The sequence below is a fragment of the Rhodopseudomonas sp. BR0G17 genome, from assembly GCF_010907025.1.
GTDB classification, from domain to species: domain Bacteria; phylum Pseudomonadota; class Alphaproteobacteria; order Rhizobiales; family Xanthobacteraceae; genus Rhodopseudomonas; species Rhodopseudomonas palustris_H.
The window spans coordinates 173786-198694 of sequence record NZ_QUML01000001.1 but is presented as its reverse complement, the minus strand read 5'-3'; the positions used below and the strand labels follow the sequence as shown (position 1 = coordinate 198694).

General features: G+C 64.6%; 24 protein-coding genes. 18 read left to right on the top strand and 6 right to left on the bottom strand.

Going from position 1 to position 24909, the window contains the following annotated elements; all coding sequences use genetic code 11:
• Window positions 1–130 precede the first annotated feature (130 nt).
• The 8 genes from DY467_RS00975 to recO all read left to right on the top strand — a co-directional run bounded on the left by DY467_RS00975 (window position 131) and on the right by recO (window position 7687).
• A complete protein-coding gene (locus DY467_RS00975) occupies window positions 131–2413 on the top strand; it encodes a RelA/SpoT family protein (RefSeq protein ID WP_107344622.1) in 2283 nt (760 codons plus the stop codon).
• A 149-nt stretch (window positions 2414–2562) separates the two neighbouring features.
• Window positions 2563–3327, top strand: coding sequence for a pyridoxine 5'-phosphate synthase (locus DY467_RS00970; protein WP_164633685.1), 765 nt, complete (start codon window positions 2563–2565; stop codon window positions 3325–3327).
• Window positions 3324–3764 (top strand): holo-ACP synthase, encoded by a 441-nt coding sequence (gene acpS / locus DY467_RS00965; protein WP_164633684.1) that lies wholly within the window; start codon window positions 3324–3326, stop codon window positions 3762–3764. Before DY467_RS00970 ends, acpS begins: the two co-directional genes overlap by 4 nt.
• 240 nt (window positions 3765–4004) lie before the next feature.
• Window positions 4005–4763, top strand: coding sequence for a signal peptidase I (gene lepB, locus DY467_RS00960; protein ID WP_107355831.1), 759 nt, complete (start codon window positions 4005–4007; stop codon window positions 4761–4763).
• Window positions 4760–5578 (top strand): ribonuclease III, encoded by an 819-nt coding sequence (rnc, locus tag DY467_RS00955; RefSeq protein ID WP_164633683.1) that lies wholly within the window; start codon window positions 4760–4762, stop codon window positions 5576–5578. Before lepB ends, rnc begins: the two co-directional genes overlap by 4 nt.
• Window positions 5571–6494 (top strand): GTPase Era, encoded by a 924-nt coding sequence (era, locus tag DY467_RS00950; protein ID WP_413776069.1) that lies wholly within the window; start codon window positions 5571–5573, stop codon window positions 6492–6494. The genes rnc and era overlap by 8 nt, the downstream gene beginning before the upstream one ends.
• Window positions 6491–6892, top strand: coding sequence for a hypothetical protein (locus tag DY467_RS00945; protein ID WP_164633682.1), 402 nt, complete (start codon window positions 6491–6493; stop codon window positions 6890–6892). Before era ends, DY467_RS00945 begins: the two co-directional genes overlap by 4 nt.
• 42 nt (window positions 6893–6934) lie before the next feature.
• Window positions 6935–7687, top strand: coding sequence for a DNA repair protein RecO (gene recO / locus DY467_RS00940; protein WP_164633681.1), 753 nt, complete (start codon window positions 6935–6937; stop codon window positions 7685–7687).
• 39 nt (window positions 7688–7726) lie between these two features.
• On the opposite strand, the gene DY467_RS00935 is transcribed toward recO, so the two are convergent.
• Complete coding sequence (locus tag DY467_RS00935) at window positions 7727–8596, bottom strand: SDR family oxidoreductase (protein ID WP_164633680.1); 870 nt, start codon at window positions 8594–8596, stop codon at window positions 7727–7729.
• Between the two features lie 80 nt (window positions 8597–8676).
• Here DY467_RS00935 and DY467_RS00930 point away from each other — a divergent pair, with 80 nt between their 5' ends.
• From DY467_RS00930 to DY467_RS00920, 3 genes are all read left to right on the top strand, one after another.
• On the top strand, window positions 8677–9189 hold the full coding sequence (locus DY467_RS00930; protein ID WP_164633679.1) for a winged helix-turn-helix transcriptional regulator: 513 nt from the start codon (window positions 8677–8679) through the stop codon (window positions 9187–9189).
• Window positions 9190–9198: 9 nt separating this feature from the next.
• Window positions 9199–11460 (top strand): DNA topoisomerase IV subunit A, encoded by a 2262-nt coding sequence (gene parC, locus DY467_RS00925; protein WP_164571529.1) that lies wholly within the window; start codon window positions 9199–9201, stop codon window positions 11458–11460.
• Between the two features lie 85 nt (window positions 11461–11545).
• Window positions 11546–12976, top strand: coding sequence for a sodium:proton antiporter (locus DY467_RS00920; protein ID WP_164633678.1), 1431 nt, complete (start codon window positions 11546–11548; stop codon window positions 12974–12976).
• A 13-nt stretch (window positions 12977–12989) separates the two neighbouring features.
• Here the strand turns inward: DY467_RS00920 and DY467_RS00915 are convergent, their stop codons facing one another.
• A complete protein-coding gene (locus DY467_RS00915; RefSeq protein ID WP_234803384.1) occupies window positions 12990–13163 on the bottom strand; it encodes a hypothetical protein in 174 nt (57 codons plus the stop codon).
• Between the two features lie 277 nt (window positions 13164–13440).
• On the opposite strand from DY467_RS00915, the gene DY467_RS00910 reads away from it, so the two are divergent.
• Window positions 13441–14814, top strand: a complete 1374-nt coding sequence (locus DY467_RS00910) for an Nramp family divalent metal transporter (protein WP_164633677.1) — start codon at window positions 13441–13443, stop codon at window positions 14812–14814.
• Window positions 14815–14874: 60 nt separating this feature from the next.
• Here DY467_RS00910 and DY467_RS00905 read toward each other — a convergent pair whose 3' ends face one another.
• A complete protein-coding gene (locus DY467_RS00905; RefSeq protein ID WP_164633676.1) occupies window positions 14875–15696 on the bottom strand; it encodes an AraC family transcriptional regulator in 822 nt (273 codons plus the stop codon).
• A 77-nt stretch (window positions 15697–15773) separates the two neighbouring features.
• Between DY467_RS00905 and DY467_RS00900 the strand changes: the two genes are divergently transcribed.
• From DY467_RS00900 to DY467_RS00890, 3 genes are read left to right on the top strand one after another with little or no spacing between them, the layout of a single operon-like run.
• Window positions 15774–17900, top strand: a complete 2127-nt coding sequence (locus DY467_RS00900) for an FUSC family protein (protein WP_246701420.1) — start codon at window positions 15774–15776, stop codon at window positions 17898–17900.
• On the top strand, window positions 17890–18105 hold the full coding sequence (locus tag DY467_RS00895; protein WP_164633675.1) for a DUF1656 domain-containing protein: 216 nt from the start codon (window positions 17890–17892) through the stop codon (window positions 18103–18105). The genes DY467_RS00900 and DY467_RS00895 overlap by 11 nt, the downstream gene beginning before the upstream one ends.
• Window positions 18102–19004, top strand: coding sequence for an efflux RND transporter periplasmic adaptor subunit (locus DY467_RS00890; RefSeq protein ID WP_164633674.1), 903 nt, complete (start codon window positions 18102–18104; stop codon window positions 19002–19004). Before DY467_RS00895 ends, DY467_RS00890 begins: the two co-directional genes overlap by 4 nt.
• Before the next feature lie 89 nt (window positions 19005–19093).
• Here the strand turns inward: DY467_RS00890 and DY467_RS00885 are convergent, their stop codons facing one another.
• The 3 genes from DY467_RS00885 to hemB form a co-directional block, all read right to left on the bottom strand.
• The gene (locus DY467_RS00885) at window positions 19094–19870 is read right to left on the bottom strand and encodes an arginyltransferase (protein ID WP_107355818.1); all 777 of its coding nucleotides are present in this window, start codon (window positions 19868–19870) and stop codon (window positions 19094–19096) included.
• A 68-nt stretch (window positions 19871–19938) separates the two neighbouring features.
• A complete protein-coding gene (locus DY467_RS00880; protein ID WP_164633673.1) occupies window positions 19939–20466 on the bottom strand; it encodes an RDD family protein in 528 nt (175 codons plus the stop codon).
• Between the two features lie 160 nt (window positions 20467–20626).
• Window positions 20627–21679 carry a porphobilinogen synthase gene (hemB, locus tag DY467_RS00875; protein ID WP_107344641.1) on the bottom strand — a complete coding sequence of 351 codons (1053 nt, stop codon included), beginning with the start codon at window positions 21677–21679 and terminating at the stop codon, window positions 20627–20629.
• Between the two features lie 193 nt (window positions 21680–21872).
• On the opposite strand from hemB, the gene DY467_RS00870 reads away from it, so the two are divergent.
• The 3 genes from DY467_RS00870 (at window position 21873) to ldtR (ending at window position 24848) form a co-directional block, all read left to right on the top strand.
• Window positions 21873–22337, top strand: a complete 465-nt coding sequence (locus DY467_RS00870; protein ID WP_107344642.1) for a DUF6163 family protein — start codon at window positions 21873–21875, stop codon at window positions 22335–22337.
• A 73-nt stretch (window positions 22338–22410) separates the two neighbouring features.
• Window positions 22411–23976 (top strand): AMP-binding protein, encoded by a 1566-nt coding sequence (locus DY467_RS00865; RefSeq protein ID WP_164633672.1) that lies wholly within the window; start codon window positions 22411–22413, stop codon window positions 23974–23976.
• 353 nt (window positions 23977–24329) lie between these two features.
• Window positions 24330–24848, top strand: a complete 519-nt coding sequence (gene ldtR, locus DY467_RS00860; RefSeq protein WP_013502490.1) for a transcriptional regulator LdtR — start codon at window positions 24330–24332, stop codon at window positions 24846–24848.
• The last annotated feature ends 61 nt before the right edge of the window (window positions 24849–24909 follow it).

Genomic DNA, 24909 nt, shown 5'->3' with positions numbered 1-24909 from the left:
TCCGCCGAAATCGCGGTTTTTTCTGGCCGTTCTGGTTCCTTTCATGGCACAAGATCAGAGGGCTAGCGGGTGTAATTAAAGCTCCGAGGGCGGAGTTCCGCCGTCGCTGCAATGCAATAAAGGTTGTGGAATGGCGTCAGGACGCCAGAGTTCGAAGCAGATGGAGCAGGCCGGCGGGGCAGCCGCCGTTGCCGAGCCTTCTGCTGCCGCCAAGCCCCGATCCCGTGCCCGAATGATGCGGCAATACGATCTGGTCGAGCGGGTCCGGTCTTACAATCCGAATACCGACGAGGATCTGCTCAACCGGGCGTACGTCTACGCGATGATGGCGCATGGGGAGCAAACCCGCGCCTCCGGCGACCCTTATTTCTCGCACCCGCTCGAAGTCGCCGCGATCCTGACCAACCTCAAGCTCGACGACGCCACCATCGTCGCCGCGCTGTTGCACGATACCATTGAAGACACCGAGGCGACTCGGACCGAGATCGACACCATGTTCGGTCCGGAAATCGGCGCCCTGGTCGAGGGCCTGACCAAGCTGAAGCGGCTCGAGCTGGTGTCGCGCGAGGCCAAGCAGGCCGAAAACCTACGCAAGCTGCTGCTGGCGATCGCCGACGACGTCCGCGTCCTGCTGATCAAGCTCGCCGACCGCCTGCACAACATGCGCACGCTGGAGTTCGTGCCGCCCGCCGCCCGTCAGCGCATTGCAGAGGAGACGCTCGACATCTACGCGCCGCTCGCAGGCCGCATGGGCATGCAGGAGATGCGCGAGGAGCTCGAGGACCTGTCGTTCCGCAGCCTCGATCCGGAAGCCTTTACGGTCGTGATGCAGCGGCTCGACGCGCTGGCAGAACGCAACCGCAATCTGATCGGCGAGATTGAAAGCCAGCTCTCCGCCAATCTCGCTCGCCACGGCATCACCGCCGAGGTCACCGGGCGGCGGAAGCGGCCGTTCTCGATCTGGACCAAGATGGAGCGCAAGTCGGTCGGGTTCGAGCAGCTCTCCGACATCTACGGCTTCCGCGTTGTCCTCGACAACGTCGAGGCCTGCTATCGCGCGCTCGGCGTCGTGCATACGACCTGGCCGATGGTGCCGGGGCGGTTCAAGGATTACATCTCTACACCGAAGCAGAACGACTATCGTTCGCTGCACACCACGGTGATCGGCCCTGGCCAGCAGCGCGTCGAGTTGCAGTTCCGGACCCGCGAGATGAATCAGATCGCGGAATACGGCATCGCCGCGCATGCGTTCTACAAGGACGGCGTCGGCTCGCCGACCGAGCTGCTCAACCGCGAGTCCAATGCGTTCGCCTGGCTCCGTCACACCATCGAGATGCTGTCGGAGAGCTCGAACCCAGAAGAATTCCTCGAGCACACCAAGCTCGAGCTGTTCCACGACCAGGTGTTCTGCTTCACCCCGAAGGGCAAGCTGATCGCGCTGCCGCGCAAGGCCAACGTGGTCGACTTCGCCTATGCGGTGCACACCGACGTAGGCAACAGCGCGGTCGGGTGCAAGATCAACGGCAAGTTCGCGCCGCTGTCGTCGGAGCTGCAGAACGGCGACGAAGTCGAAGTGCTGACCTCGCCGGTACAGTCGGCGCCGCCGGCGGCATGGGAATCGCTCGCCGTCACCGGCAAGGCGCGGGCGGCGATCCGCCGTGCGACCCGCGTCGCGATGCGCGATCAGTATGCCGGCCTCGGCCGCCGCATCGTCGAGCGTTTGTTTGCCCGCGCCAAGATCGAATATGCCGACGACAAGCTGAAGGGTGCGCTGCCACGGCTTGCGCGGGCCTCGGTCGAGGACGTGATGGCGTCGGTCGGCCGCGGCGAGATGAAGGCGTCCGATGTCGCCCGGGCGATGTACCCGGACTACAAGGAAGAGCGCATCGCGCGGTTCGGCGGCAAGAAGGATGTGCCGGACAAGGTGATCGGCAAGGCCCCCGAGACCGGCAAGGTTTCCTCGGTGATTCCGATCGGCGGTCTGCATTCCGGATTGCCGGTGAAGTTCGCGCCGAACGGCGGCGCCGTGCCGGGCGATCGCATCGTCGGCATCGTCACGCCGGGCGAGGGGATCACCATCTATCCGATCCAGTCGCCGGACTTGAAGGAATTTGAGGAAGAGCCGGAGCGCTGGCTCGACGTGAAGTGGGACATCGACGAGACCACGCCGCAGCGCTTCCCGGCGCGGTTGTTCGTGCAGAACGTCAACGAGCCCGGCAGCCTCGCGCAGATCGCCGGCGTCATCGCCGAGCACGACGGCAACATCGACAACATCAACATGAGCCGGCGTTCGCCCGACTTCACCGAACTCACCATCGATCTCGAGGTCTATGACCTCAAGCATCTCAGCGCGATCATCGCCCAGTTGCGCGCCAAGGACGTCGTCGCTCACGTCGAGCGGGTGAACGGCTGAGGCCAGAGGTCGCACGAGGCAGTTAGTATGTTCGTCATTGCGAGCGAAGCGAAGCAATCCAGCACAACGAGCCCTGAACTGGATTGCTTCGTCGCTTCGCTCCTCGCAATGACGCGTGATATCCACTCCAAGTCTTTCGGTTCTCGATAATGTCCAAAACTCCTCCGCTTCGTCTCGGCGTCAACATTGATCACATCGCCACGCTGCGGAATGCGCGCGGCGGTCGCCATCCCGATCCGTTGCGGGCTGCGTTCGCGGCGATCGAGGCGGGGGCCGACGGGATCACCGCGCATTTGCGTGAGGATCGCCGCCACATCCGCGACGCCGACATGCAGCGGCTGAAGGCGGAGATTTCCAAGCCGCTGAATTTCGAAATGGCGGCAACCGACGACATGATCAGGATCGCGCTCGGCGTGAAGCCGCATGCGGTCTGCCTGGTTCCGGAGCGGCGCGAGGAGCTGACCACCGAGGGCGGCCTCGACGTGGTCGGCCAGCAAGCCTCGCTCGGGCCGGCGATCGCGCGCTTCAACGATGCCGGAATCCGCACCTCGCTGTTCATCGCTGCCGATCCGGCGCAGATCGAAATGGCGGCGAAGCTGAAGGCCCCCGCGATCGAAATCCACACCGGCGCCTGGTGCGATGCGATTACCGACGGCGACGCGGCCAAGGCCAATACCGAATGGCAGCGGATCTTTGCCGGCGCCGCGCTGGCGCGGTCGGCCGGGCTCGAAGTCCACGCTGGTCATGGTCTCGACTATGCCACCGCCGAGACGATCTCTGAGCTACCGCAGATCGTCGAACTGAACATCGGCTTCTACATGATCGGAGAGGCGCTGTTCGTCGGCCTCGGCGAGACCGTGCGGGCGATGCGGGCGGCGATGGACCGAGGCCGCGCCAAGGCGATCGCCGCATGATCATCGGCATCGGCTCCGATCTGATCGACATCACCCGGATCGCCAAGGTGATCGAACGTCACGGCGAGCGGTTCCTGGATCGGGTGTTCACCGAGGCGGAGCGGGCGAAGGCCGAGCGGCGTGCCAAGAAGGCGGAACTGGTCGCCGCCACCTACGCCAAGCGGTTCGCCGCCAAGGAGGCCTGCTCGAAGGCCCTTGGCACCGGTATCCGGCAAGGGGTGTGGTGGCGCGACATGGGGGTGGTCAATCTGCCCGGCGGCCGGCCGACCATGATGCTGACCGGCGGTGCCAAAGCCCGCCTCGACGCGTTGACGCCTCCGGGCATGACGGCCCGGATCGACCTGTCGATCACCGACGAATGGCCGCTTGCCCAGGCTTTCGTGGTGATCTCGGCTGTCCCGGCGGCCGCCGAGGCGACCGGCGCCACGTCCTCGTGAGACGGAAAAGCGGTTGATTCGTCATAGCATTAGCTCGCGAAGCCGCGACGCTTGATTGCACCGGTCGCGACAACAGTCTAAAACCGCGCGGAATCCCCAGCGGGGTCGAGTCCTCGGCGAACGAGCGCCGGTCGTGGCGGTGTCCGTCGCTGCGGCCTACGTCTCGCCATCACCTGGACCCGTTCCGCACCAGTCCAGTCGTCCACCGCGCGGCTCCCCGCGACGGGAATCGGGAAAGCGATGAGCGTGACATCCGGAACCAAATCTGAGAGCGGCGTCGGCGAAACCATCCGCGTCGTCATTCACGCCCTCATCATCGCGCTGATCATCCGCACTTTCCTGTTCCAGCCTTTCAACATTCCGTCCGGATCGATGAAGGCGACGCTGCTGGTCGGCGACTATCTGTTCGTCTCGAAATACACCTACGGCTACAGCCACTACTCGATTCCGCTGTCGCCGCCGCTGTTCTCCGGCCGGATCTTCGGCTCCGATCCGAACCGCGGCGATGTGGTGGTGTTCCGCCTGCCGAAGGACGACTCCACCGACTACATCAAGCGCGTGATCGGTCTGCCGGGCGATCGCATCCAGATGCGCGAAGGCCTGCTGTACATCAACGACAAGCCGGTCGACCGCGAGCGGCTGTCGGACTACGTCGGCGAAGATCCGTGCGGCTCGGAAGCCACCGCGCGCGTCAAGCGCTGGAAGGAAACGCTGCCGAACGGCGTGTCCTATGAGACGCTGGATTGCGTCGATAACGGCTTCTACGACAACACCAACGTCTACACCGTGCCGCCCGGCCACTTCTTCATGATGGGCGACAACCGCGACAACTCCACCGACAGCCGCGTGCTGTCCGCGGTGGGCTATGTGCCATACGAGAACATCATCGGCCGCGCCCAGATGATCTTCTTCTCGATCGCCGAGGGCGAGCACGCCTGGCAGATCTGGCGCTGGCCGACCGCGGTGCGCTGGAGCCGTATCTTCTCCATCGTGCGATGAGCGATGATGTGACCAACGTCGAGCAACCCTCGACGGCGAGTGAACCGCAACCGCAGGAAGTTCCGGCGGCGGAGCCTTCGACTGCAAAGAAGCGGCGCGCCAGCAAGGCGAAGTCCAAGGCGACCGCAGCAGCGATCGAGCAACGGCTCGGCCACAGCTTCGCCGATCCGGCGCTGCTGACCACCGCGCTCACCCACGTCTCCGCGCTGAAATCCGCGCGCCGCACCGACAGCTATCAGCGGCTCGAATTTCTCGGCGATCACGTGCTCGGCCTGATCGTCTCGGATATGCTGTATCGGGCGTTTCCGGACGCCGACGAAGGCGAGTTGTCGAAGCGGCTCGCCGATCTGGTCCGCAAGGAAACTTGCGCCGACGTGGCCCGCAGTCTCGACCTGGTCGAAGGCATCAAGCTCGGCACGGTTGGGGCCGGCGCCGGCGCCAAGCTGCGCAAGTCGGTGCTCGGCGACATCTGCGAAGCGGTGATCGGCGCGATCTATCTCGACGGCGGCTACGACACAGTGTCCGATTTCGTCCGCCGCAACTGGACCGAGCGGATGCGCAAACCGGCGCGGTCGCTGCGCGATCCCAAGACTGTGTTGCAGGAGTGGGCACAGGCCCGCGGCCTGCCGACGCCGGTGTACCGCGAAGTCGAGCGCACCGGTCCGCATCACGATCCCCAATTCCGTGTTGCCGTCATACTGCCGGGCCTCGAGCCGGCCGAAGGTGTCGGTGGCAGCAAGCGCGCGGCCGAGAAGGTCGCGGCGTCGGCGATGCTGGCGCGTGAAGGCGTCGGCACAGGCGGCAATGATGGCTGAACATGAAGACGCGGCGACCGCCGCGACCCGCTGCGGTTTCGTTGCGCTGATAGGCGCGCCGAACGTCGGCAAATCCACCCTCGTCAACGCGCTGGTCGGCTCCAAGGTGACGATCGTGTCGCGAAAGGTGCAGACCACGCGCGCGCTGATCCGCGGCATCGTGATCGAAGATGCCTCGCAGATCATCCTGGTCGATACCCCCGGCATCTTTGCGCCGAAGCGGAGGCTCGACCGTGCGATGGTCAAGACCGCATGGAGCGGTGCGCACGATGCCGACATCGTCTGCGTGCTGCTCGATGCCCGTGCCGGGATTAACGAGCAGGCCGAAGACATTCTGGCCAACCTCGCCAATGTCGACCGGCCGAAGCTGCTGGTGCTCAACAAGATCGATCTGATCGCCCGCGAGAAGCTGCTGGCGCTGGCGCAGGCCGCCAATCAGCGGCTGGCGTTCGATCAGACCTTCATGGTCTCGGCGCTGACCGGCGACGGTGTCGACGATCTGCGCAAGGCTTTGGCTGCGCAGGTGCCGCCGGGCCCGTTCCATTATCCCGAAGACCAGATGTCGGATGCGCCGCTGCGCCATCTCGCCGCCGAGATCACCCGCGAGAAGATCTTCCGGCAACTGCATCAGGAGCTGCCGTATCAGTCGACGGTCGAGACCGACACCTGGACCGAGCGCAAGGATGGCTCGGTCAAGATCGAGCAGACCATCTTCGTCGAACGCGAGAGCCAGCGCAAAATCGTGCTCGGCAAAGGCGGCGCGACCATCAAGGCGATCGGCGCCGAGGCCCGCAAGGAGATCGGCGAGATCCTTGAGCAGCCGGTGCACCTGTTCCTGTTCGTCAAGGTGCGCGAGGATTGGGGTAACGATCCGGATCGCTACCGCGAAATGGGCCTGGAGTTCCCCAAGGAATGACCACCAGCACCACCACCAGCCTGCCGCGCAATGTGTACTGGTTCGAAGTGCTGCTGCTCACCTCGCTGATGCTCGACTGCATCTCGGTGGCGTTTCAGGATCGCACCGTGATCGAGCCCAACATGTCGGCCGGTGTCGTGGCCGCCGCGAACACCATGGCGGCCGGCCTGATCGTACTGCTGAGCTATCTGGTGTGGCTCGCCGCCCACGCCCGCAAGAACTGGGCGAGGGCGGTGCTGACCGCCTCGCTGGTGTTCTCAGTGGTGTCGCTGGCCCAGATCGTCGGCGACAGCGGCATCGAAGCCGGACTGTGGATCGATATTGCGTCCTGCATCCTGACCGCGGCGGGACTGTATCTGTCCTACACCGGCGACGCCCGAGGCTGGTTCACCGCGTAAGGCCGGCAGGCGCGACTGCGCGGAATCCGATAGGCTCGTCCGATGGAATGGAGCGACGAGGGCATCATTCTCGGGGTGCGGCGCCATGGCGAGTCCGCCGCGATCGTCGAGCTTCTGACCCGCGAGCATGGCCGGCATCTCGGCATGGTGCGGGGCGGGGCGTCGGCACGGATGCGGCCGTTGCTGCAGCCCGGCAACAGCGTGCTGGCCTCGTGGCGGGCGAGGCTAGACGAGCATCTCGGCTACTATCAGTTGGAAGCCACCAAGATGCGCGCCGCGACGCTGCTGGCGTCATCCTACGCGGTGTACGGCGTCACCCATCTGGCGGCGCTGGCGCGGCTGTTGCCGGAGCGCGATCCGCACGAGGACATCTATCATCGGCTGTTGTTCACGCTCGATGATTTCGACGACCTCGGAGTCGCCGCCGCGCATCTGATCCGGTTCGAACTGGCGATCCTGGCCGAGCTCGGCTTCGGGCTCGATCTGTCCGTCTGCGCCGCGACCGGCAGCACTACGGAACTGATCTATGTGTCGCCGAAGTCGGGGAGTGCCGTCTCGCGCAGCGCCGGCGAGCCATGGCGCGACCGACTGCTGCGCCTGCCGGCGTTCCTGCGTGACGACGAGGCCGCGAGCGAGGTTGGCTGGTCCGGGCAGGACCTGTTCGATGGCTTCGAGCTGACCGGCCGCTTCCTGCTGCGCAATGTGCTCGAGCCGCGCGGGCAGAGCCATTCGGACGCCCGCGCGGGGTTCATCAATGCGATCACCCGCGCGCTGCAGCGGCCGGCGGAGTCGTAGCCGGCCGCGTCATATCCGCGAGAGGCCGCGATCGCTGCATCAGGCTTTCAGAGCCGCTGAGATCGTCGCGGCGGTCGGCGTGGTCGGGCGACCGATCAGCTGGCTCAAGGTGTGGCTATCGTCGAACAGCGCGCCCTTGGCGGCACCGGCGTCGGAGTCCGCCAGCAGCGCGGCGAACGGTCCCGGCAGGCCGGCCCCGACCAGTGCAGCCTCGTAGTCGGCCTGCGGCAGATCGCGATAGGCGATTGCTTTGCCGGATTGCTTCGACAGCTCGGCGGCGAACTCAGCGAGCGTGTAGGACCCGTCGCCGGCGAGTTCGTAGATGCGGCCGGCCTCCGGTTCCGCGGCGGTGAGCACACGGACCGCGGCCTCGGCATAATCGGCGCGCGCCGCTGAGGCGATGCGGCCTCCATCGGCGCTGCCGAGCAGGGCGCCGTGCGCCAGCGCGGCCGGAATCGAAGCCCCGTAGTTCTCGCTGTACCAACCGTTCCGGAGTAGGGCGTGCGGCACACCGGACGCCTTCAAGGCCGCCTCGGTCTGCCGATGCTCCTCGGCGAGCCCCAGCGGGGAGCTGTCGGCGTGCAGCAGGCTGGTGTAGGCGAGCAGTTTGACGCCGGCTTGGCCCGCCGCCTCGATCGCGTTGCGGTGCTGAGCGGTGCGCTGACCGATCTCGCTGGAGGAGATCAGAAGAGCACGGTCGACGCCGGTGAAGGCGGCCGTGAGGCTGTCAGGACGGCCGTATTCGCCGGTATGGACGTGAAGGCCCTTGGCGGCGAATTCGGCGGCAGCCTTTTCGCTGCGGACCAGCACGCCGATCTGGGAGGCCGGGACGGTCTTGAGCAGGCCGTCGATGACGAGGCGGCCAAGCTGGCCGCTGGCACCGGTGACGAGGAAACGGGAGGCGGACATCAGGATCTCCTGGTGGTTTTCAATTGAGGGTAGGTCTATATTGGAGACCTTCGTCCGGCCGCGTAAGGAGGCAGTATTTCGTGACAAGGTCACCTGCAGATAACCTCGCGGTCGCTGCGCACCGCGCCACGCTGACTGACCGCTATGCCGCCTGGCGGGAGCAGGGCTTCGACGCCACCCGCTGTCCGGTGCGCAACGTGCTCGACCATCTGGGCAGCAAATGGAGCACGCTGCTATTGATCGCGCTGGCCGAAAAGCCGATGCGGTTCAATGCGCTGCTGCGAGATGTTCCAGACATTTCGAAGCGGATGCTGACTCAGACGCTGCGCGATCTGGAGCGCGACGGGCTGGTCGCCCGGCAGGTGTTTCCGACCAAGCCGCCCAGTGTGGAGTACCGTTTGTCGGCGTCCGGCGAGTCCGTGCTTGGACCGTTGACGGCCTTGGTCGGCTGGGCGGAGCAGAACTTCCCCGAGATTGAGCGCGCCCGCGCCCGGTTCGACTCGGCGGCCCAGGAGGGTGGCGCCCAGGTTCCAGGCGAATCCGCAAGGCCGGAAGGCCCGCTGGCGCTTGCTCCGCTTCCGGTCAGGGGATAACCCCACGCCATGGGAAAAAGATTGATTCCGCCGGAGCCGGCCGAGATCCACGAGGTCCAGCTTCGCGAGGCGCTGGAAGAGCGCTATCTCGCCTACGCGCTGTCGACCATCATGCACCGGGCGCTGCCGGACGCGCGCGACGGCCTCAAACCGGTGCATCGCCGCATCCTCTACGGCATGCGGCTGCTGCGGCTCGACCCCGGTACGCCGTTCAAGAAGTCCGCCAAGATCGTCGGCGACGTGATGGGTTCGTTCCATCCGCACGGCGACCAGTCGATCTACGACGCGCTGGTGCGCCTGGCGCAGGACTTCTCGTCGCGCTATCCCTTGGTCGACGGCCAGGGCAATTTCGGCAACATCGACGGCGATAACCCGGCGGCCTACCGCTACACCGAAGCGCGGATGACCGACGTTGCGCGCCTTTTGCTGGAAGGCATCGACGAAGACGGCGTCGCGTTCCGCGCCAATTACGACGGCCAGTCGAAAGAGCCGGTCGTGCTGCCCGGCGGCTTCCCGAACCTGCTCGCCAACGGCGCGCAGGGCATCGCCGTCGGCATGGCGACCGCGATCCCGCCGCACAACGCCGCCGAGCTGTGCGACGCCGCGCTGCATCTGATCGAGAAACCCGACGCCAAGTCGAAAGCGCTGCTTCGCTTCGTCAAGGGCCCGGACTTCCCGACCGGCGGCATCATCATTGATTCCAAGGAGAGCATCGCCGAGGCCTACACCACCGGCCGCGGCGCATTCCGCACCCGTGCCAAATGGGAGCAGGAAGAGGGCGCGCGCGGCACCTGGACCGTGGTGGTGACGCAGATCCCCTGGCTGGTGCAGAAGTCGCGGCTGATCGAGAAGATCGCCGAGCTGCTGAACGAGAAGAAGCTGCCGCTGGTCGGCGACATCCGCGACGAATCCGCCGAGGACGTCCGCATCGTCATCGAGCCGAAGTCGCGCAGCGTCGATCCGACGCTGATGATGGAATCGCTGTTCCGGCTGACCGAGCTGGAGAGCCGGATCCCGCTCAATCTCAACGTGCTGGTGAAGGGCCGGATTCCGAAGGTGCTCGGCCTCGCCGAGTGCCTGCGCGAATGGCTCGATCATCTGCGCGACGTGCTGCTGCGCCGCTCGGAGTATCGCAAGGGCCAGATCGAGCATCGGCTCGAAGTGCTTGGCGGCTATCTGATCGCGTACTTGAACATCGACAAGGTGATCAAGATCATCCGCACCGAGGACGAGCCCAAGCCGGTGCTAATGAAGGCCTTCAATCTCACCGAGATTCAGGCCGAGGCGATCCTCAACATGCGGCTGCGCTCGTTGCGCAAGCTCGAGGAATTCGAGATCCGTACCGAGGACAAGAACCTCCGCGCGGAGCTGAAGGGCATCAACGCGATCCTGAAGTCCGAGACCGAGCAGTGGGCCAAGGTCGGCGAGCAGGTCCGCAAGGTGCGCGAGATGTTCGGGCCGAAGACGCCGCTCGGCAAGCGCCGCACCCAGTTCGCCGACGCGCCGGAGCACGATCTGGCGGCGATCGAAGAAGCCTTCGTCGAGCGCGAGCCGGTGACCGTGGTGATCTCCGACAAGGGCTGGGTCCGCACCCTGAAGGGCCATGTCGAGGACCTGTCCGGGCTGAACTTCAAGCAGGACGATAAGCTCGGCCAGTCGTTCTTCGCCGAGACGACTTCGAAGCTGTTGCTGCTCGCCACCAACGGCCGGTTCTATGCGCTCGATGTCGCCAAGCTGCCAGGCGGCCGCGGCCATGGCGAGCCGATCCGCATGTTCATCGACATGGAGCAGGACGCCGCGATCGTCACTGTGTTCGTGCACACCGGCGGACGCAAATTCCTGATCGCCAGCCATGATGGCCAGGGCTTCATGGTGAACGAGGACGAGTGCGTCGGCTCGACCCGCAAGGGCAAGCAGATCCTCAACGTCGACATTCCCAACGAAGCGCGCGCGCTCACGGTCGTCAGCGAGGGCGACGACAGCGTCGCGGTAATCGGCGACAACCGCAAGATGGTGATCTTCCCGCTCGATCAGGTGCCGGAGATGACCCGTGGCCGCGGCGTGCGGCTGCAGAAGTACAAGGACGGCGGCCTGTCCGATATCGCCACCTTCTCGTCGAAGCAGGGCCTGAGCTGGCGCGACTCCGCCGGCCGCGAGTTCAGCGCGACCATGAAGGAACTCGCCGAATGGCGCGGCAACCGCGCCGACGCCGGCCGGCTGCCGCCGAAGGGCTTCCCGAAATCCAACAAGTTCGGACGCAGCATCGCGTGATGCTGGCCCGCCTGCGCGCTATGTCGCAGGCGGGCCGTTCGTTTGGCTTTGCGTCTCGCTCCCGAATTGCCTTGAAGTGGATGCGATGATCGAACGCTGCTCCCGCCGATTTCGCCTGTTACTTCCGCTGCTCGTCTTCGCCGCGCTTCCGGGGCCCGCCCAGGCGGCCGAGCTCGACGGCGCGGCGCTCGGCTGGGCCTGGGGCGTGCCGTTTGCCGGCATCCTGCTGTCGATCGCGCTCGGACCGCTGCTGGCGCCGAAGGTCTGGCACGCGCATTACGGCAAGATCGCCGCCGGCTGGGGCGTGCTGGCACTGGCGCCGATTGCGATCGTCTACGGCTGGGACATCGCGCTGGCATCGCTGATCCATGCGCTGCTCGCCGAGTATCTCAGCTTCATCGTGCTGCTGTTCGCGCTGTTCACGGTGTCAGGCGGCATCCTGGTCACCGGCACCATCCGAGCGACGCCGCTGATCAACACCGGCCTGCTTGCCGTGGGCACGGCCTGCGCCAGCCTGATCGGCACCACCGGCGCCGCGATGGTCCTGATCCGGCCGCTGATCCGCGCCAATGCGGGACGGCAGCACAACGTCCACGTCGTGGTGTTCTTCATCATCCTGGTCGCCAATATCGGCGGCGCGCTGTCGCCGCTCGGCGATCCGCCGCTGTTCGTCGGCTTCCTGCGCGGCGTCGATTTCTTCTGGCCGGTACAACACCTGTGGCAGCAGACCCTGATCGTCGCCGGCGTGCTGCTGTTGGTGTTCTATCTGCTCGACCGCTGGTACGCGCGGCACGATGCGCCGGCCAAAACCGCCGAGGCGCCGATCGGATTTCGCGGCGGCATCAATTTCCTGCTGATCGCCGGCATCATCGCCACCATTCTGGCCTGCGCGCAGTGGCGCCCCGGCATCGAATTCGACGTTTACGGCACCAAGGTCGCCCTGCAGAACTTGGTGCGCGATGCGATGCTGGTGGTGCTTGCGCTGCTGTCGCTGTGGTGGACGGCGGACGAGCATCGCGCGGCCAACGGCTTCACATGGGAGCCGATCCGCGAGGTCGCCAAGCTGTTCGCCGGGATCTTCGTCGCGATCATCCCGGTGCTGGCGATGCTGCATGCCGGCAAGAGCGGGCTGTTTGCGCCGCTGCTGGAGGCGGTGACGGCGAGCGACGGTACGCCCCGCGAGGTGCCGTATTTCTGGTTCACGGGCCTGTTGTCGGCGGTGCTCGATAACGCGCCGACCTATCTGGTGTTCTTCGAGCTGGCAGGCGGCCGCCCCGCCGAGCTGATGGGGCCGCTCGCCGGCACGCTCGCGGCGATCTCGATGGGCTCGGTCTATATGGGCGCGCTGACCTATGTCGGTAACGCGCCGAACTTCATGGTCTATGCGATCGCCACCGAGCGCGGCATCAAGATGCCGGGCTTCTTCGGCTACGCGCTGCGGGCTGGCCTGGTGCTGATCCCGCTGTTCCTGCTGCTGACGTTCCTGCCGATCGTCCCGAACCTGCGGCTGCACTGAGCCGCAAGGGGCGTCACTTGCTCTGCGGCGCTGTAGCGGCTGGAGCAGGGGGCAGGCCCGGCGTGTGCTTCGGCTTCAGCGTCCCGACATAGAACGACACGCCGCCGACCAGCACGACGCAGATCGCGTACACGAGATAGGCTTGCGGAGGCTTGGTCGCCCAGCCCAGCAAGCCGCTAAAGGACATCCGCTCTGGCGCTTGATTTGTCATGGCGGCGTTGTGCGCGATTTGCGGGCGAACGCAAGCTGGAAAATCGCGGCGGTATCTCGCCCGGTACCCGAAACGGTACGGTCGAAGCCTGATCAATGACCACTGACGTCTTTTGTGGCAGTGTTCAAAGTGGCCCGCGACTCGGCCGCTGGAGGCTCCTTGACCGCAAATATCGTCATCGACCAGGGCTTGGCTACCTTCTTGCTATTGCAAATGACTTGCAAGAAGCTGTGTGAGCCTGCATTGTGATGCGATGGATGCAAGATCGCCGCAGATGACAGCCGAACCCTCGCCGGCACCGGAGCAGACCACGGGGTGGCGGTTGGCGCGCGGCGAGCCGTCGCTCGCCGGGATGTTCGGCACTGTGCCGACCCGCGCCAAGGGGCCGTTCTGGCGCAAGCTGATTGCCTTCCTAGGCCCCGGCTATCTGGTCGCGGTCGGTTACATGGACCCCGGCAATTGGGCGACCTCGCTCGCGGGCGGCTCCAAATACGGCTACGCACTTCTCACCGTCGCGCTGGTCTCCAACATCATGGCCGTGGTGCTGCAGTCGCTGTGCACTCGGCTCGGCGTCGGCGCGGGCAGGGACCTTGCCCAGGCCTGCCGCGACGCCTATCCGCGTTGGGTGTCATGGCCGCTGTGGTTGTCGGCCGAGATCGCCATCACCGCCACCGATCTTGCCGAAGTGATCGGCACTGCGATCGGGCTCAATCTGTTGTTCGGCATTCCGCTCGAGATCGGCGTGCTGATCACCGCGGCCGACGTGTTCCTGGTGCTGGCGCTGCAGGCGTTCGGCTTCCGCTGGATCGAGGCGTTCGTGGTGGCGCTGCTCGGCGTGATCGCGGCGTGCTTTGCAGTCCAGATCGCAATGGCCGATCCGGACTGGGGCGCGGTGATCCGCGGCTTTGCCCCCACCACGCGGGTGCTGACCGAACCCGGCATGCTGTATCTGGCGCTCGGCATCCTCGGCGCCACGGTGATGCCGCATAATCTCTACCTGCACTCCGGCCTGGTGCAGACGCGCGGTTTCGGGACGAGCCCTGCCGAGAAGCACGAAGCGATCAAACTCGCCACCTTCGACTCCACGATCGCGCTGACCTTCGCGCTGAGCATCAATGCATCGATCCTGATCCTGGCGGCCGCAACCTTCCACCATGCCGGTCAGACCGATATTGCCGAACTCGACCAGGCCCACGCCTTCCTGGCGCCGCTGCTCGGCTCGACGCTGGCGCCGACGCTGTTCGGCATTGCGCTGCTCGCCTGCGGCCTGAACTCGACCATCACCGCCACGCTGGCCGGCCAGATCGTGATGGAAGGCTTCATCCAGATCCGGATCAAGCCTTGGCTGCGGCGGATGGTGACGCGGCTGATCGCAATCGTCCCGGCGGTTGCGGTGACGATCATCGCCGGCGAGAAGGGCACCGGACAGCTCCTGATCCTCAGTCAGGTGGTGCTCAGCCTGCAGCTGCCGTTCGCCGTGGTGCCGCTGGTGGTGTTCACCGCCAGCCGGGCGAAGATGGGCGAATTCGTTGCGCCGCGCTGGCTCACCGCCATCGCATCGCTGATCGCAGCGATCATCGTCGTGCTGAATATCAAGCTGGTGTTCGACTACGTGACCGGCGGGTAGCGCACCGACGCGGAAAATCCGAGCGTTCGGATCTGCCCGTTGAACAGAACTGATGCCTGATCAACCACGCTTCTGCTCATCCGATCCCGCTTTCGTGGGGGCATGACGCTGCGCGAAGTACTGAGCGGGCGTGCTTCCAAGCGCCTTCTTGAACATGGTGATGAAGGCGTTGACGGACTCGTAGCCGAGTTCGGCCGCAACGTTCTGCACCGCTTCGCCGCTCGCGAGTTCGCGAAGGGCGACGACGAGGTGCAGTTGCTGCCGCCAGCGTCCGAACGTCAGACCCGTCTCCCGGATCAACAGCCGCGCCAATGATCTTTCACTCATCGCCACCTGCTTTGCCCAATCGCTCAAGGTCCTGCGGTCGGACGGCTCGGCTGTCAGAGTGTCGGCGATCGCTCGGATTTTGGGGTGGCTGGAAATTGGCAGATTGAACCGCTCTCGCGGCATCTCCGCGAGTTCGTCCAGCAGCACGCGCGCCATTCGGGCTGCATGGCTGTCTGCTGGATAGTCCGCACGCTCCTCTGCTAGACGCTCGACTAATTCTCGTATCAGCGGAGAAATCGCCAGCGTGCAACTGGAGCGGGGCAGGTTCGCCGCTTCCGGTTCGACGAACAGGTAGTTGAGCTGGGCATTGGCAGTCGCGCGCGCGCTGTGAGGCACGCCGCCAGGAATCCATACCCCGCAGTTGGGCGGCACGATCCAGACTTCATTGGCGGCCGTGCAGGTGACGGCTCCGTGCAGGGCGAGGATCAGCTGCCCCTTCCGATGCACATGCAACGGCACCTCCGACTCATGGTCGGAGAAATGCAGCCGATGGGCGACGGCCGGCAGACGCGTCAGGTCGGGGTCGAAAACGGAAACGACAGATTGCGCGGGCATACGAATGGCCGTTTTCAGGGATTTTATGTCGTAATACCGAATTTATTCGCTTCTGCAAATTGGTCACAACTGGCGTCATGAACACCATGCCGTCGGGACGTCCCCCTTTGACTCAGACCTGCCCAGCAGCGGGGCGCGCACTAGCGAACTTCCTCCGCCAGCCCGCCAGGAAGGAAGATGCTGATGCGATTCTGTTTTCGGCAAAGAGTTTCGCCGCGGCGATGCTCGCCTATTACGTTTCGTTGCGGATCGGGCTGCCCAAGCCGTTTTGGGCCATCGTCACGGTCTATATCGTCTCCCAGACATCGGCGGGAGCCTCGGTCAGTCGTGGCGTGTATCGCTTCGCCGGGACGTTTGTGGGCGCAATAGCGACTGTCGCGATCGTTCCGAACTTCGTCAACGATCCGATCGTGTGCTGCCTGATCCTCGCCGGCTGGATCGGCCGTTGCCTGTTTCTCTCGCTGCTTGATCGCACACCAAGAGCTTATGCTTTCGTCCTTGCAGGCTACACGACCAGCCTGATCGGCTTCCCAAGCGTACTTGACCCCGGCGCAGTCTTCGACACGGCTTCCTTGCGGGTCCAGGAGATCTGCATCGGCATTCTCTGCGCAGTTCTGATCCATCGATATGTTTGGCCGAAGCCGATGACGGGCCAGTTCACCGGCAAGCTATCGGCGATGCTGCAGGACGCTCGCCGGCTTGCGCGTGTCGCGCTGACAGGATCGTCGGAAGAGAACCGCCAACGGCGCGAACAGCTTGCTGTCGACCTTCTGGTGATGCAGGGGCTGGCGACACATCTTCCATACGATTCCGCGTCTGCAAGGCCCCGCCGGGAGACGGTGCAGCTCATCCATGACCGGCTCGCTCGGCTTCTGCCACTCACGGCCGAAATCGAGGAGCGCGTACGCTCTCTCAACATCGAGCGCGCAGCGTCGGTCGATGAATCGGCCGCCTTGGTCGCTGATGTGGGAGGCTGGATCGCAGTCAATCAACCGGATGATGATCAGCAGGCGGAAGCTGCTCGTCTGATCGGGCGTGCGAGATCAATTCAGAAATGTTTGGGCACGGACGCGACCATGCCTATCGACCGGGTAGGTGCCAACCTTGCCGGCCATCTGGTGGAAATGATCGGCCTGCTGAACGACTGTGACAAGCTCAGTCAGAGCATGACCGCCAGCCGGCGCGTTCGAAAAGCAGCGGTGCTACACGGCCCCAAGCTTGCAAAAGGGTACGTCTATCACCGCGATCCATGGATGGCAGCCCGCGCAGCGTTCGGCGCGATGGTCGGCATCCTCGGCGGCTGCGCTTTCTGGATTTGGTCGGCGTGGCCCGACGGCGGGACGGCGGTCTCCATTCTCGGCGTCTGCTGCACCTTGTTCGGAAACGTCGACACACCTGTGCCATTCGTCGTGAAGTATATCATCGGCTCGATTTTCGGCGTGCTGGTCAGCCTGCTCTACAGCTTCGTCATCCTTCCCCATGTGACAAACTTCGCGGTGCTCGTTGCGGTCCTTGCCCCGGCGTTCCTGTTCGCCGGCTCTCTCCAAGCGCGAGCGCCGACGGCCTTCATGGCGATGGGCATTACTCTGACGATTCCGATCCTTTCCGGGTTGGGCACCAGCTACACCGGTGATTTCGCCGCCTCCCTCAATATGACGATCGCGCTTTTCGTTGCGGTTGGATTTGGAGCGGTCAGCATGTCGATCTTCCAAACCGTACCGGTCGACATTGCGATCAAACGATTGCTTCACCTCAGTCGACGGGACGTCGGCCGCCGCGCGCTGGGCGGCGCACCGAACGAGGCGCGTTGGACAAGTCTGATGATCGACCGAACGGCGCTGCTGCTGCCGAGGCTGCGAGCGGCAAGCAATGCCTATGCAGACGTGCTTGACGATACGCTCCGCCTTCTTCGTATCGGTCACGTCGCCGGTCAGCTTCGTAAGGTCATCCCCCAGGTCAAGGGCGAGGCCCGGGCTGCAATAGAAGGTCTTCTTAGCGAGATTGCCGCGCACTTTCGTGGCAGGAGGCCGACGACGCCAGCCGTCCTGATCGATTTCGATCGGCGCATTGAGCGGCTGACGGCGATGATGGAGCACAGCTCACAGAAAAGCCGGTCGCGGATATTCGATCTGTTGATCGACCTGCGCTTCGCGCTCGGCGCGAGTGGAGCAGCCAAGAAAGGAGCCCTGGCTGATGATCGCTGATCTGAATATCGGAGGCGTCTTGATCCCCGGCCTCGTCGTCGTTGCGTTCATCGGGTTGATCGTCACGATCGCGACGATGCGCGTTTGCACCGAGATCGGCGTCTCGCGCCTGTTCGCCTATCGGCCGCTCGCCGAAATCGCCATCTTTGTCATCGTTTGCGGTCTGCTGATGCAGTCCCTGCCAATGATCGGACTATCATTGTGAAATCGCTTGGATCACTGCTCGGCCACTATTCTCTGACGCTCTGCGTCTTCGTTATTTCCGGAATCGTCGCCCTTCAGGCTTGGGGCCATTACGAGCGAACGCCCTGGACACGCGACGGCAGGGTGAGCGTCGATGTGGTCCAGATCGCGCCGGAAGTCTCTGGCACGATCCGCACCGTGCCGATCGCCGATAATCAGTATGTGAAACGTGGCGACGTTCTCTACGAGATCGACCCGGAGCGGCTGCGGCTGGCGGTGGCGCTGGCGGAGGCTGACGTCGAGGCGAAATACCAGGATATGCTGGTGCGTCAAGCCACGGCTCAACGGAAACAGCAACTCAAACTGAATGACGTGGTCTCACAGGAAGCGCTCCAGCAATCGAGCGGCGCAGCGGCGATGGCCACTGCGGCCCATCAGGCGGCGATAGCGACACGCGAGCTGGCCAAACTCAACCTTGCACGCTCGGTCATTCGCTCCCCTGTCGATGGCTATGTCACCAATCTGAAGCTTCGGCCCGGCGACTATGCGACGGCCGGCACCACGAATGTCGCGATCCTCGATGGAGCGAGCTTCTGGATCACCGGCTATTTCGAAGAGACGAAACTCCAGCAGATCCGTGTGGGAGCTCCGGCGCGGGTCAAGCTGATGGGCTTCGAGCAGCCGGCGGCTGGTCATGTCGAGAGCATCGGTCGAGGCATCGAGAACAGCAACGAAACACCCGGTCGTTTCGGTCTGCCGAATGTGGCGGCGACGTTCTCCTGGGTGCGTCTTGCCCAGCGCATCCCGGTCCGCATCCATCTCGATCGGGTGCCTTCCGGCGTCGAGTTGGCCGCGGGCATGACCGCAACGGTCGAGATCATTCCCGCTGAGGTTGGAGCGAATGCGGGGCAGCGGTCATGATGCGGGCTCGCGGTTCTGCTGTCTCATTGGCTCCTGGTGGAGCGGATAGGGAGTGATGGACCGAGCACAAGCGTGTCGCGAGGCCGCGGCTAATCCTGCGGCTCGGGCTGCATTTCGCCGGAGGCATCGACGCGCAGCCAGCCGCTCGGCGCCAGCCGCTGCTGCGGCAGGTAGCGGCCCTTGTAGTCCATCTTCTTCGACCCTTCGATCCAGTAGCCGAGGTAGACGTAGGGCAGGCCGAGGCGCCGCGCGCGGGCGATGTGGTCGAGGATCATGAAGGTGCCGAGCGAGCGGTGCTGCTCGTTCGGCTCGTAGAACGAATACACCATCGACAGCCCGTCGCCGAGCACGTCGGTCAGCGCCGCGGCGATCAGCTCGCCGCCGCGGCCGGTGACGCCGGTGTCGGGCGTGCGCTTGCGATACTCGATCATCCGGGTCTGGACGTGGCTGTCCTCGACCATCATCGCGTAGTCGAGCACCGTCATGTCGGCCATGCCGCCGTGGCGATGGCGCTGGTCCAGGTAGGCGCGGAACACCGAATACTGCTCGGAGGTCGGCACCGGATTGCGCTGCTCGCCGACGAGGTCGGCATTGCGGGCCAGCAGCTTGCGCTGGTTGCGCGACGGCTTGAATTCGTTGGCGATCACCCGCACCGAGACGCAGGCCCGGCACTGATCGCAGGCCGGGCGGTAGGCGATCGACTGGCTGCGGCGGAAGCCGCCATGGGTGAGGAGGTCGTTGAGCTCGCCGGCCTTGTTGCCGACGAGGTGGGTGAACACCTTGCGTTCATGCCGGCCCGGCAGATACGGGCACGGCGAGGGGGCCGTCAGATAGAATTGCGGTGTGTCGCGCGAGTGCTGGGTCACGTCGGGTCGTCGGCCTCCAACCTGACCAGCATCGCCTTACGTCCGTCTGCGGTCAATCGCTTTCGCCCTTAGTAGGAGCGCGCCGGCTGGGAGGCGGGCACGGTGCTGTTGATAATCACAGTTCCGAGTACGATGTCGTGCAGCAGGCGGCGGCGGGCATTGAATAGCCCGACCAGCAGCACCAGTGGCGTCAGCATCGACAGCGACAGCCAGAACAGGAAGGCGTGCGCCGCGCCGAGCACGAAGTAGCCGGGCTCGCCGGTCCAAGTGGTGAGTTCGAGACCCATCGTGCGCATACCGATCGTCGCCGAGTGCGGACCGCCGAGCGAAGCGCCGTAGTACACCAGCGCCCAGATCACCGACAGCGGCGACACCAGCCAGAACAGCGTCCAGCCGATGCCGAGCGTCACCAGGCCGAACATCGCGATGAAGACCGTGACCACCAGCACCGGGATGGTGAGCACGACGAGATCGATCAGGAACGCGAAGACACGCTTGGTCAGCACGCCTTGAAACAGTTCCGGATTGAGCCAGGGATCGAACGCCGCCGGCCGCACGTCGCCGCCGCGCCAGCCACTCCCGCCATAATCAGCCATCAGCCTGCTCCCCGTTGCACCGTTGCGACAGAACGGTGGTCGGGTTCGACATGGCGACGGCAGCCGCGCCTTGCAAGGCTGCCGCGACATTACAAACCCTCCATTGATCCGCCGGAGGCCGACGACTCGATGCAGGGATGAAGGAGGCCAGGACGGAGACTTAGCCCTGCTGCCGCAGCTTTTCGGCCGCCGCCGGGGCGAAGTAGGTCAGCACGCCATTGGCGCCGGCGCGCTTGAAGGCGAGCAGGCTTTCCATCATTGCCCGGTCGCCGTCGAGCCAGCCGTTGTTGGCGGCAGCGGCGATCATCGCGTACTCGCCCGACACCTGATATGCGAAGGTCGGCACGCCGAAGGTGTCCTTCACGCGCCGGACGATGTCGAGATATGGCATGCCCGGCTTGACCATCACCATGTCGGCGCCTTCGGCGAGATCGAGTTCGACCTCGCGGATCGCCTCGTCGGTGTTGGCCGGGTCCATCTGATAGGTGCGCTTGTCGCCGGTCAGCGCCTTGGCCGAACCGATCGCATCGCGGAACGGGCCGTAGAAGGCGGACGCATACTTGGCCGCATAGGCCATGATCTGAACGTCGAGATACCCGGCGGCATCGAGCGCTTCGCGGATCGCGCCGATCCGGCCGTCCATCATGTCCGACGGCGCGATCACGTCGCAGCCGGCCTGGGCCTGCACCAGCGACTGCTGCACCAGCACCGCGACGGTCTCGTCGTTGAGGATGCGACCGTCCTCGATCAGGCCGTCATGGCCGTGGCTGGTGTAGGGGTCGAGCGCCACGTCGCACAGCACGCCGATCTGCGGGAATTCCTTCTTGATCGCGCGGACCGTCTTGCAGATCAGGTTTTCCGGATTGGACGCTTCGGTGCCGTGCTCGTCCCGCAGCGACGGCTCGGTGAACGGGAACAGTGCGATGCACGGGATATCGAGCTTGGCGGCGCGCTCGGCGTCGCGAACGATCTGGTCGACGCTGAGTCGCTCGACGCCCGGCATCGAGGCGACCTGAACCCGCTGGTTGGTGCCGTCGATCACGAACATCGGCCAGATCAGGTCGTCAGTGGTCAGGACGTTCTCACGCACCAAACGGCGAGCCCACTCGGTCTTGCGGTTGCGGCGCGGACGGATGGTGAGATCGAGCGGCGGAGCGGCGGGCCGGGTCGAGGGGTCACGAATCTCGATGGGACGGCCGAACTTGATCGCCATGGTGCCAACTCTCCCTGCAGGCTCTGCTGTGTTCATGGAAAGTAGCATTTTGGCACCCCCGCGTCACCGCACTGTTGATTTGGCGCAATCAGAATGTTCCGGGGCGATCACAGCCGATTGATTTTGCTGGCCCGGCGGGCCAAGACTCAGGTCAGACCGCACCGCACCACCACCGATCCGGTAGCCGAGCCGCATGTCCGAACTTCCACCACGCGAACAACCGCCGCGAGACCAGGCGATTTCGGTCGCGGCGATCTCGCCGGAGCGGCCGGACAATCATGAGAACGATTGGACGCGGCGCCTGGTGCTGTTCCTGCGAGTGATGGCGGTGCTGTCGGTCGCCAAGGGACTTTACCACTGGGCGCAGATCACCGGCTTCGTCGGCGGCGAAGACGACGCGTTCGAAGTCCAGACCATGGCCTGGCAGACCGCCACCATCTATTTCGCGGTGATCGAGCTGGTCGCCGCCGTCGGGCTGTGGCTCGCGACGCCGTGGGGCGCCGTGGTGTGGCTGACGACCGTGGTGTCGATGGCGGTGATCGAACTGATGTTCCCGACGATCTATGGCGGCAGCCTGCTGGTGGTGCTCGGCGAAGCGCTGCTGCTCGCCGCCTATCTGGCGCTTGCCTGGATGGCGGCACGCGAACGGCCGCCATAGCGCGTGCGGCGAGCGCTGCCGCATCACGCAAGGCGGCGCCGTATCAACAATAACCACAACAAAGGGGGAAACCATGGACCAGCTTCATTCCGGCGGCACGGGCGGCAGCCTGATCATCAATGCGATCGCGCGCTACGGTGACCGTCCGGCGATCGCCCACGGCAGCATTCGCTGGAGCTATCGCGAACTCGGCGACGCGGTCGGCCGCTTCATCACGCTGTTTCGTGACTGCGGCCTCGCCAAGGGCAGCGCGCTGTCGATCCTATCGTCGAACCGCGCCGAATCCTGGGCCGCGATCTGCGCCGCCACGGTGATGGGAATGCGCTACACGCCGCTGCATCCGATGGCGGCCGAGGACGACCACGCCTTCATCATCGAGGATGCCGAGATCGATGCGCTGATCGTCGAAGGCGGCAAATTCGCCGCGCGCGGCGAGGCGATCCGCGCCCGCGTGCCGGGACTGAAGCATCTCTTGTCGTTCGGACCGGTGAACGGCGCGCGCAATCTGCTAGACGGCTTCGCAGCGGTGCAGCCGGCGCCGCTGGTCGACGACAGCGTGACCTCCGACATTGCGTGGCTGGCTTACACCGGCGGCACCACGGGCCGCTCCAAGGGCGTGATGATCCCGCATCGCGCGCTGACCACGATGGCGGTGATCCTGTATTCGGATTGGGACTGGCCCGCCGACATCCGCTATCTCGCCGCCACGCCGATCAGCCACGCCGCCGGCGTGACGGTGTATCCGGTGATGATGCGCGGCGGCTTTACGCGGCTGGTGCAGGGCTTCGAGGTCGAGTCGTATTGCCGCGTCATTGCCGAGGACAAGATCACCGCGGCGTTCCTGGTGCCGACGCTGATCTACGCGCTGATCGATGCGCCGCAGGTGAGGGCGCGTCACGACCTGTCTTCGCTCGACATGATTGTGTATGGCGCCGCCCCGATGTCGCCGGATCGCCTACGCGAGGGCATCAAGATTTTCGGCAACGTATTCGTGCAGCTGTACGGCCAGACCGAAGCGCCGCAATGCATCACCACGATGCGCAAGGTCGACCACGACGACTCCAAGCCCGGGCGCCTTGGTAGTTGCGGACGGCCGAGCCCGCTGCTCGACGTCAAGCTGTTCGACTCCGAGATGCGCGAAGTCGGCACCGGCGAGCCCGGCGAGATCTGCGTGCGCGGCACGCTGGTGATGGACGGCTATTGGAAGCGGCCCGAAGCGACGGCGGAAGCATTCCGCGGCGGCTGGCTGCACACCGGCGACGTCGCTGTAAAGGACGCGGACGGCTATCTCTATATCGTCGACCGCACCAAGGACATGATCATCTCCGGCGGCTTCAACATCTATCCGCGCGAAGTCGAGGATGCGTTGATGGCGCACCATGCGGTCGCATCCGCTGCGGTGATCGGCGTGCCCGACGACAAATGGGGCGAGGCCGTCAAAGCGTTCGTGGTGCTGAAGCCCGGCGCCAACAACGACGCCGCCGAACTGCAGGCGCACGTCAAAGAGAAGCGTGGCGCACCGTGGTCGCCGAAGTCGATCGACTTTGTCGAAGCGATTCCGGTGACCGGTCTCGGCAAAATCGATCGCAAGGTGCTGCGTGCCCCATATTGGGAAGGCCGCAACCGCGGCGTCGCGTAAACAAGCTCGCGGCATTTTATCGAAACGCGGTCCGGATAGGGTTGTGAAGACCTTAACCGGATCGCGGACGCGGCACCGGATCCGTTACGCAGATCTTTCAAATTCGAACGAAGCTGTCTTCAAATGCGACACGGAGCTCCGGAAAACCCTTGAATCGCCGTCGATCCGTGAATCAATCGTTGCAAAAAGCCCTTGATTTGCAGGCTTAATGCACGGTTCACTGTCTTAAATTCATGATCTCTTTATCGTCTTATTTAAGCTGATGTTCAAAGCGGCCCCTTAAGGTGGACCTATCAGACGAGACAGAAGTTTCGTCGAATAAGTCGATCAAAAAAGACGACAGGGGAAGTGTCATGATCAAAGCAGTCGCCACGGCGGCGGAAACCTCCGCACCCGCAGTAGCAGCCAACACGCCGGTCCAGCCGCTCTATCTCGAGGCGCTCACTCTCGTGGAGCGACTGCACCGCCGGTTGCTCGACGTCATCAAGGACGAGTTCGATCGTCGCGGCCGCGCTGATATCAACTCGGTGCAGGCGCTGCTGCTCTACAATATCGGCGACAAGGAGCTGACCGCCGGCGAACTGCGCACCCGCGGTTACTACCTCGGCTCCAACGTCTCCTACAATCTGAAGAAGCTGGTCGAACTCGGCTTCCTCGATCATCAGCGGTCGCGCGTCGATCGCCGCTCGGTGCGGATCCGTCTGACCCCGCAGGGCCAGGAAGTCCGCCACATCGTCGAGGCGCTGTATCAGAAGCACGTCAAGACGGTGGAGCAGGTCGGCGGCATCTCCAGCGAGGAGTTCGCCACGCTGAACAAGTCGCTGCACCGCCTCGAGCGGTTCTGGACGGACCAGATCCTGTATCGGCTGTAAGGCCGCCTAAGAGATACGCGCCAACGTCGGCCGGCCAACCGCCGAGCCGCTGCTCACAAGA

Excerpts from the sequence above, each read along its gene's own strand:
- DY467_RS00975 (WP_107344622.1), top strand. The coding sequence starts at position 131 with ATGGCGTCAGGACGCCAGAGTTCGAAGCAGATGGAGCAGGCCGGCGGG.
- DY467_RS00970 (WP_164633685.1), top strand. The coding sequence starts at position 2,563 with ATGTCCAAAACTCCTCCGCTTCGTCTCGGCGTCAACATTGATCACATC.
- acpS (WP_164633684.1), top strand. The coding sequence starts at position 3,324 with ATGATCATCGGCATCGGCTCCGATCTGATCGACATCACCCGGATCGCC.
- lepB (WP_107355831.1), top strand. The coding sequence starts at position 4,005 with ATGAGCGTGACATCCGGAACCAAATCTGAGAGCGGCGTCGGCGAAACC.
- rnc (WP_164633683.1), top strand. The coding sequence starts at position 4,760 with ATGAGCGATGATGTGACCAACGTCGAGCAACCCTCGACGGCGAGTGAA.
- era (WP_413776069.1), top strand. The coding sequence starts at position 5,571 with ATGGCTGAACATGAAGACGCGGCGACCGCCGCGACCCGCTGCGGTTTC.
- DY467_RS00945 (WP_164633682.1), top strand. The coding sequence starts at position 6,491 with ATGACCACCAGCACCACCACCAGCCTGCCGCGCAATGTGTACTGGTTC.
- recO (WP_164633681.1), top strand. The coding sequence starts at position 6,935 with ATGGAATGGAGCGACGAGGGCATCATTCTCGGGGTGCGGCGCCATGGC.
- DY467_RS00935 (WP_164633680.1), bottom strand. The coding sequence starts at position 8,596 with ATGTCCGCCTCCCGTTTCCTCGTCACCGGTGCCAGCGGCCAGCTTGGC.
- parC (WP_164571529.1), top strand. The coding sequence starts at position 9,199 with ATGGGAAAAAGATTGATTCCGCCGGAGCCGGCCGAGATCCACGAGGTC.
- DY467_RS00920 (WP_164633678.1), top strand. The coding sequence starts at position 11,546 with ATGATCGAACGCTGCTCCCGCCGATTTCGCCTGTTACTTCCGCTGCTC.
- DY467_RS00915 (WP_234803384.1), bottom strand. The coding sequence starts at position 13,163 with ATGTCCTTTAGCGGCTTGCTGGGCTGGGCGACCAAGCCTCCGCAAGCC.
- DY467_RS00910 (WP_164633677.1), top strand. The coding sequence starts at position 13,441 with ATGGATGCAAGATCGCCGCAGATGACAGCCGAACCCTCGCCGGCACCG.
- DY467_RS00905 (WP_164633676.1), bottom strand. The coding sequence starts at position 15,696 with ATGCCCGCGCAATCTGTCGTTTCCGTTTTCGACCCCGACCTGACGCGT.
- DY467_RS00900 (WP_246701420.1), top strand. The coding sequence starts at position 15,774 with ATGAACACCATGCCGTCGGGACGTCCCCCTTTGACTCAGACCTGCCCA.
- DY467_RS00895 (WP_164633675.1), top strand. The coding sequence starts at position 17,890 with ATGATCGCTGATCTGAATATCGGAGGCGTCTTGATCCCCGGCCTCGTC.
- DY467_RS00880 (WP_164633673.1), bottom strand. The coding sequence starts at position 20,466 with ATGGCTGATTATGGCGGGAGTGGCTGGCGCGGCGGCGACGTGCGGCCG.
- hemB (WP_107344641.1), bottom strand. The coding sequence starts at position 21,679 with ATGGCGATCAAGTTCGGCCGTCCCATCGAGATTCGTGACCCCTCGACC.
- DY467_RS00870 (WP_107344642.1), top strand. The coding sequence starts at position 21,873 with ATGTCCGAACTTCCACCACGCGAACAACCGCCGCGAGACCAGGCGATT.
- DY467_RS00865 (WP_164633672.1), top strand. The coding sequence starts at position 22,411 with ATGGACCAGCTTCATTCCGGCGGCACGGGCGGCAGCCTGATCATCAAT.
- ldtR (WP_013502490.1), top strand. The coding sequence starts at position 24,330 with ATGATCAAAGCAGTCGCCACGGCGGCGGAAACCTCCGCACCCGCAGTA.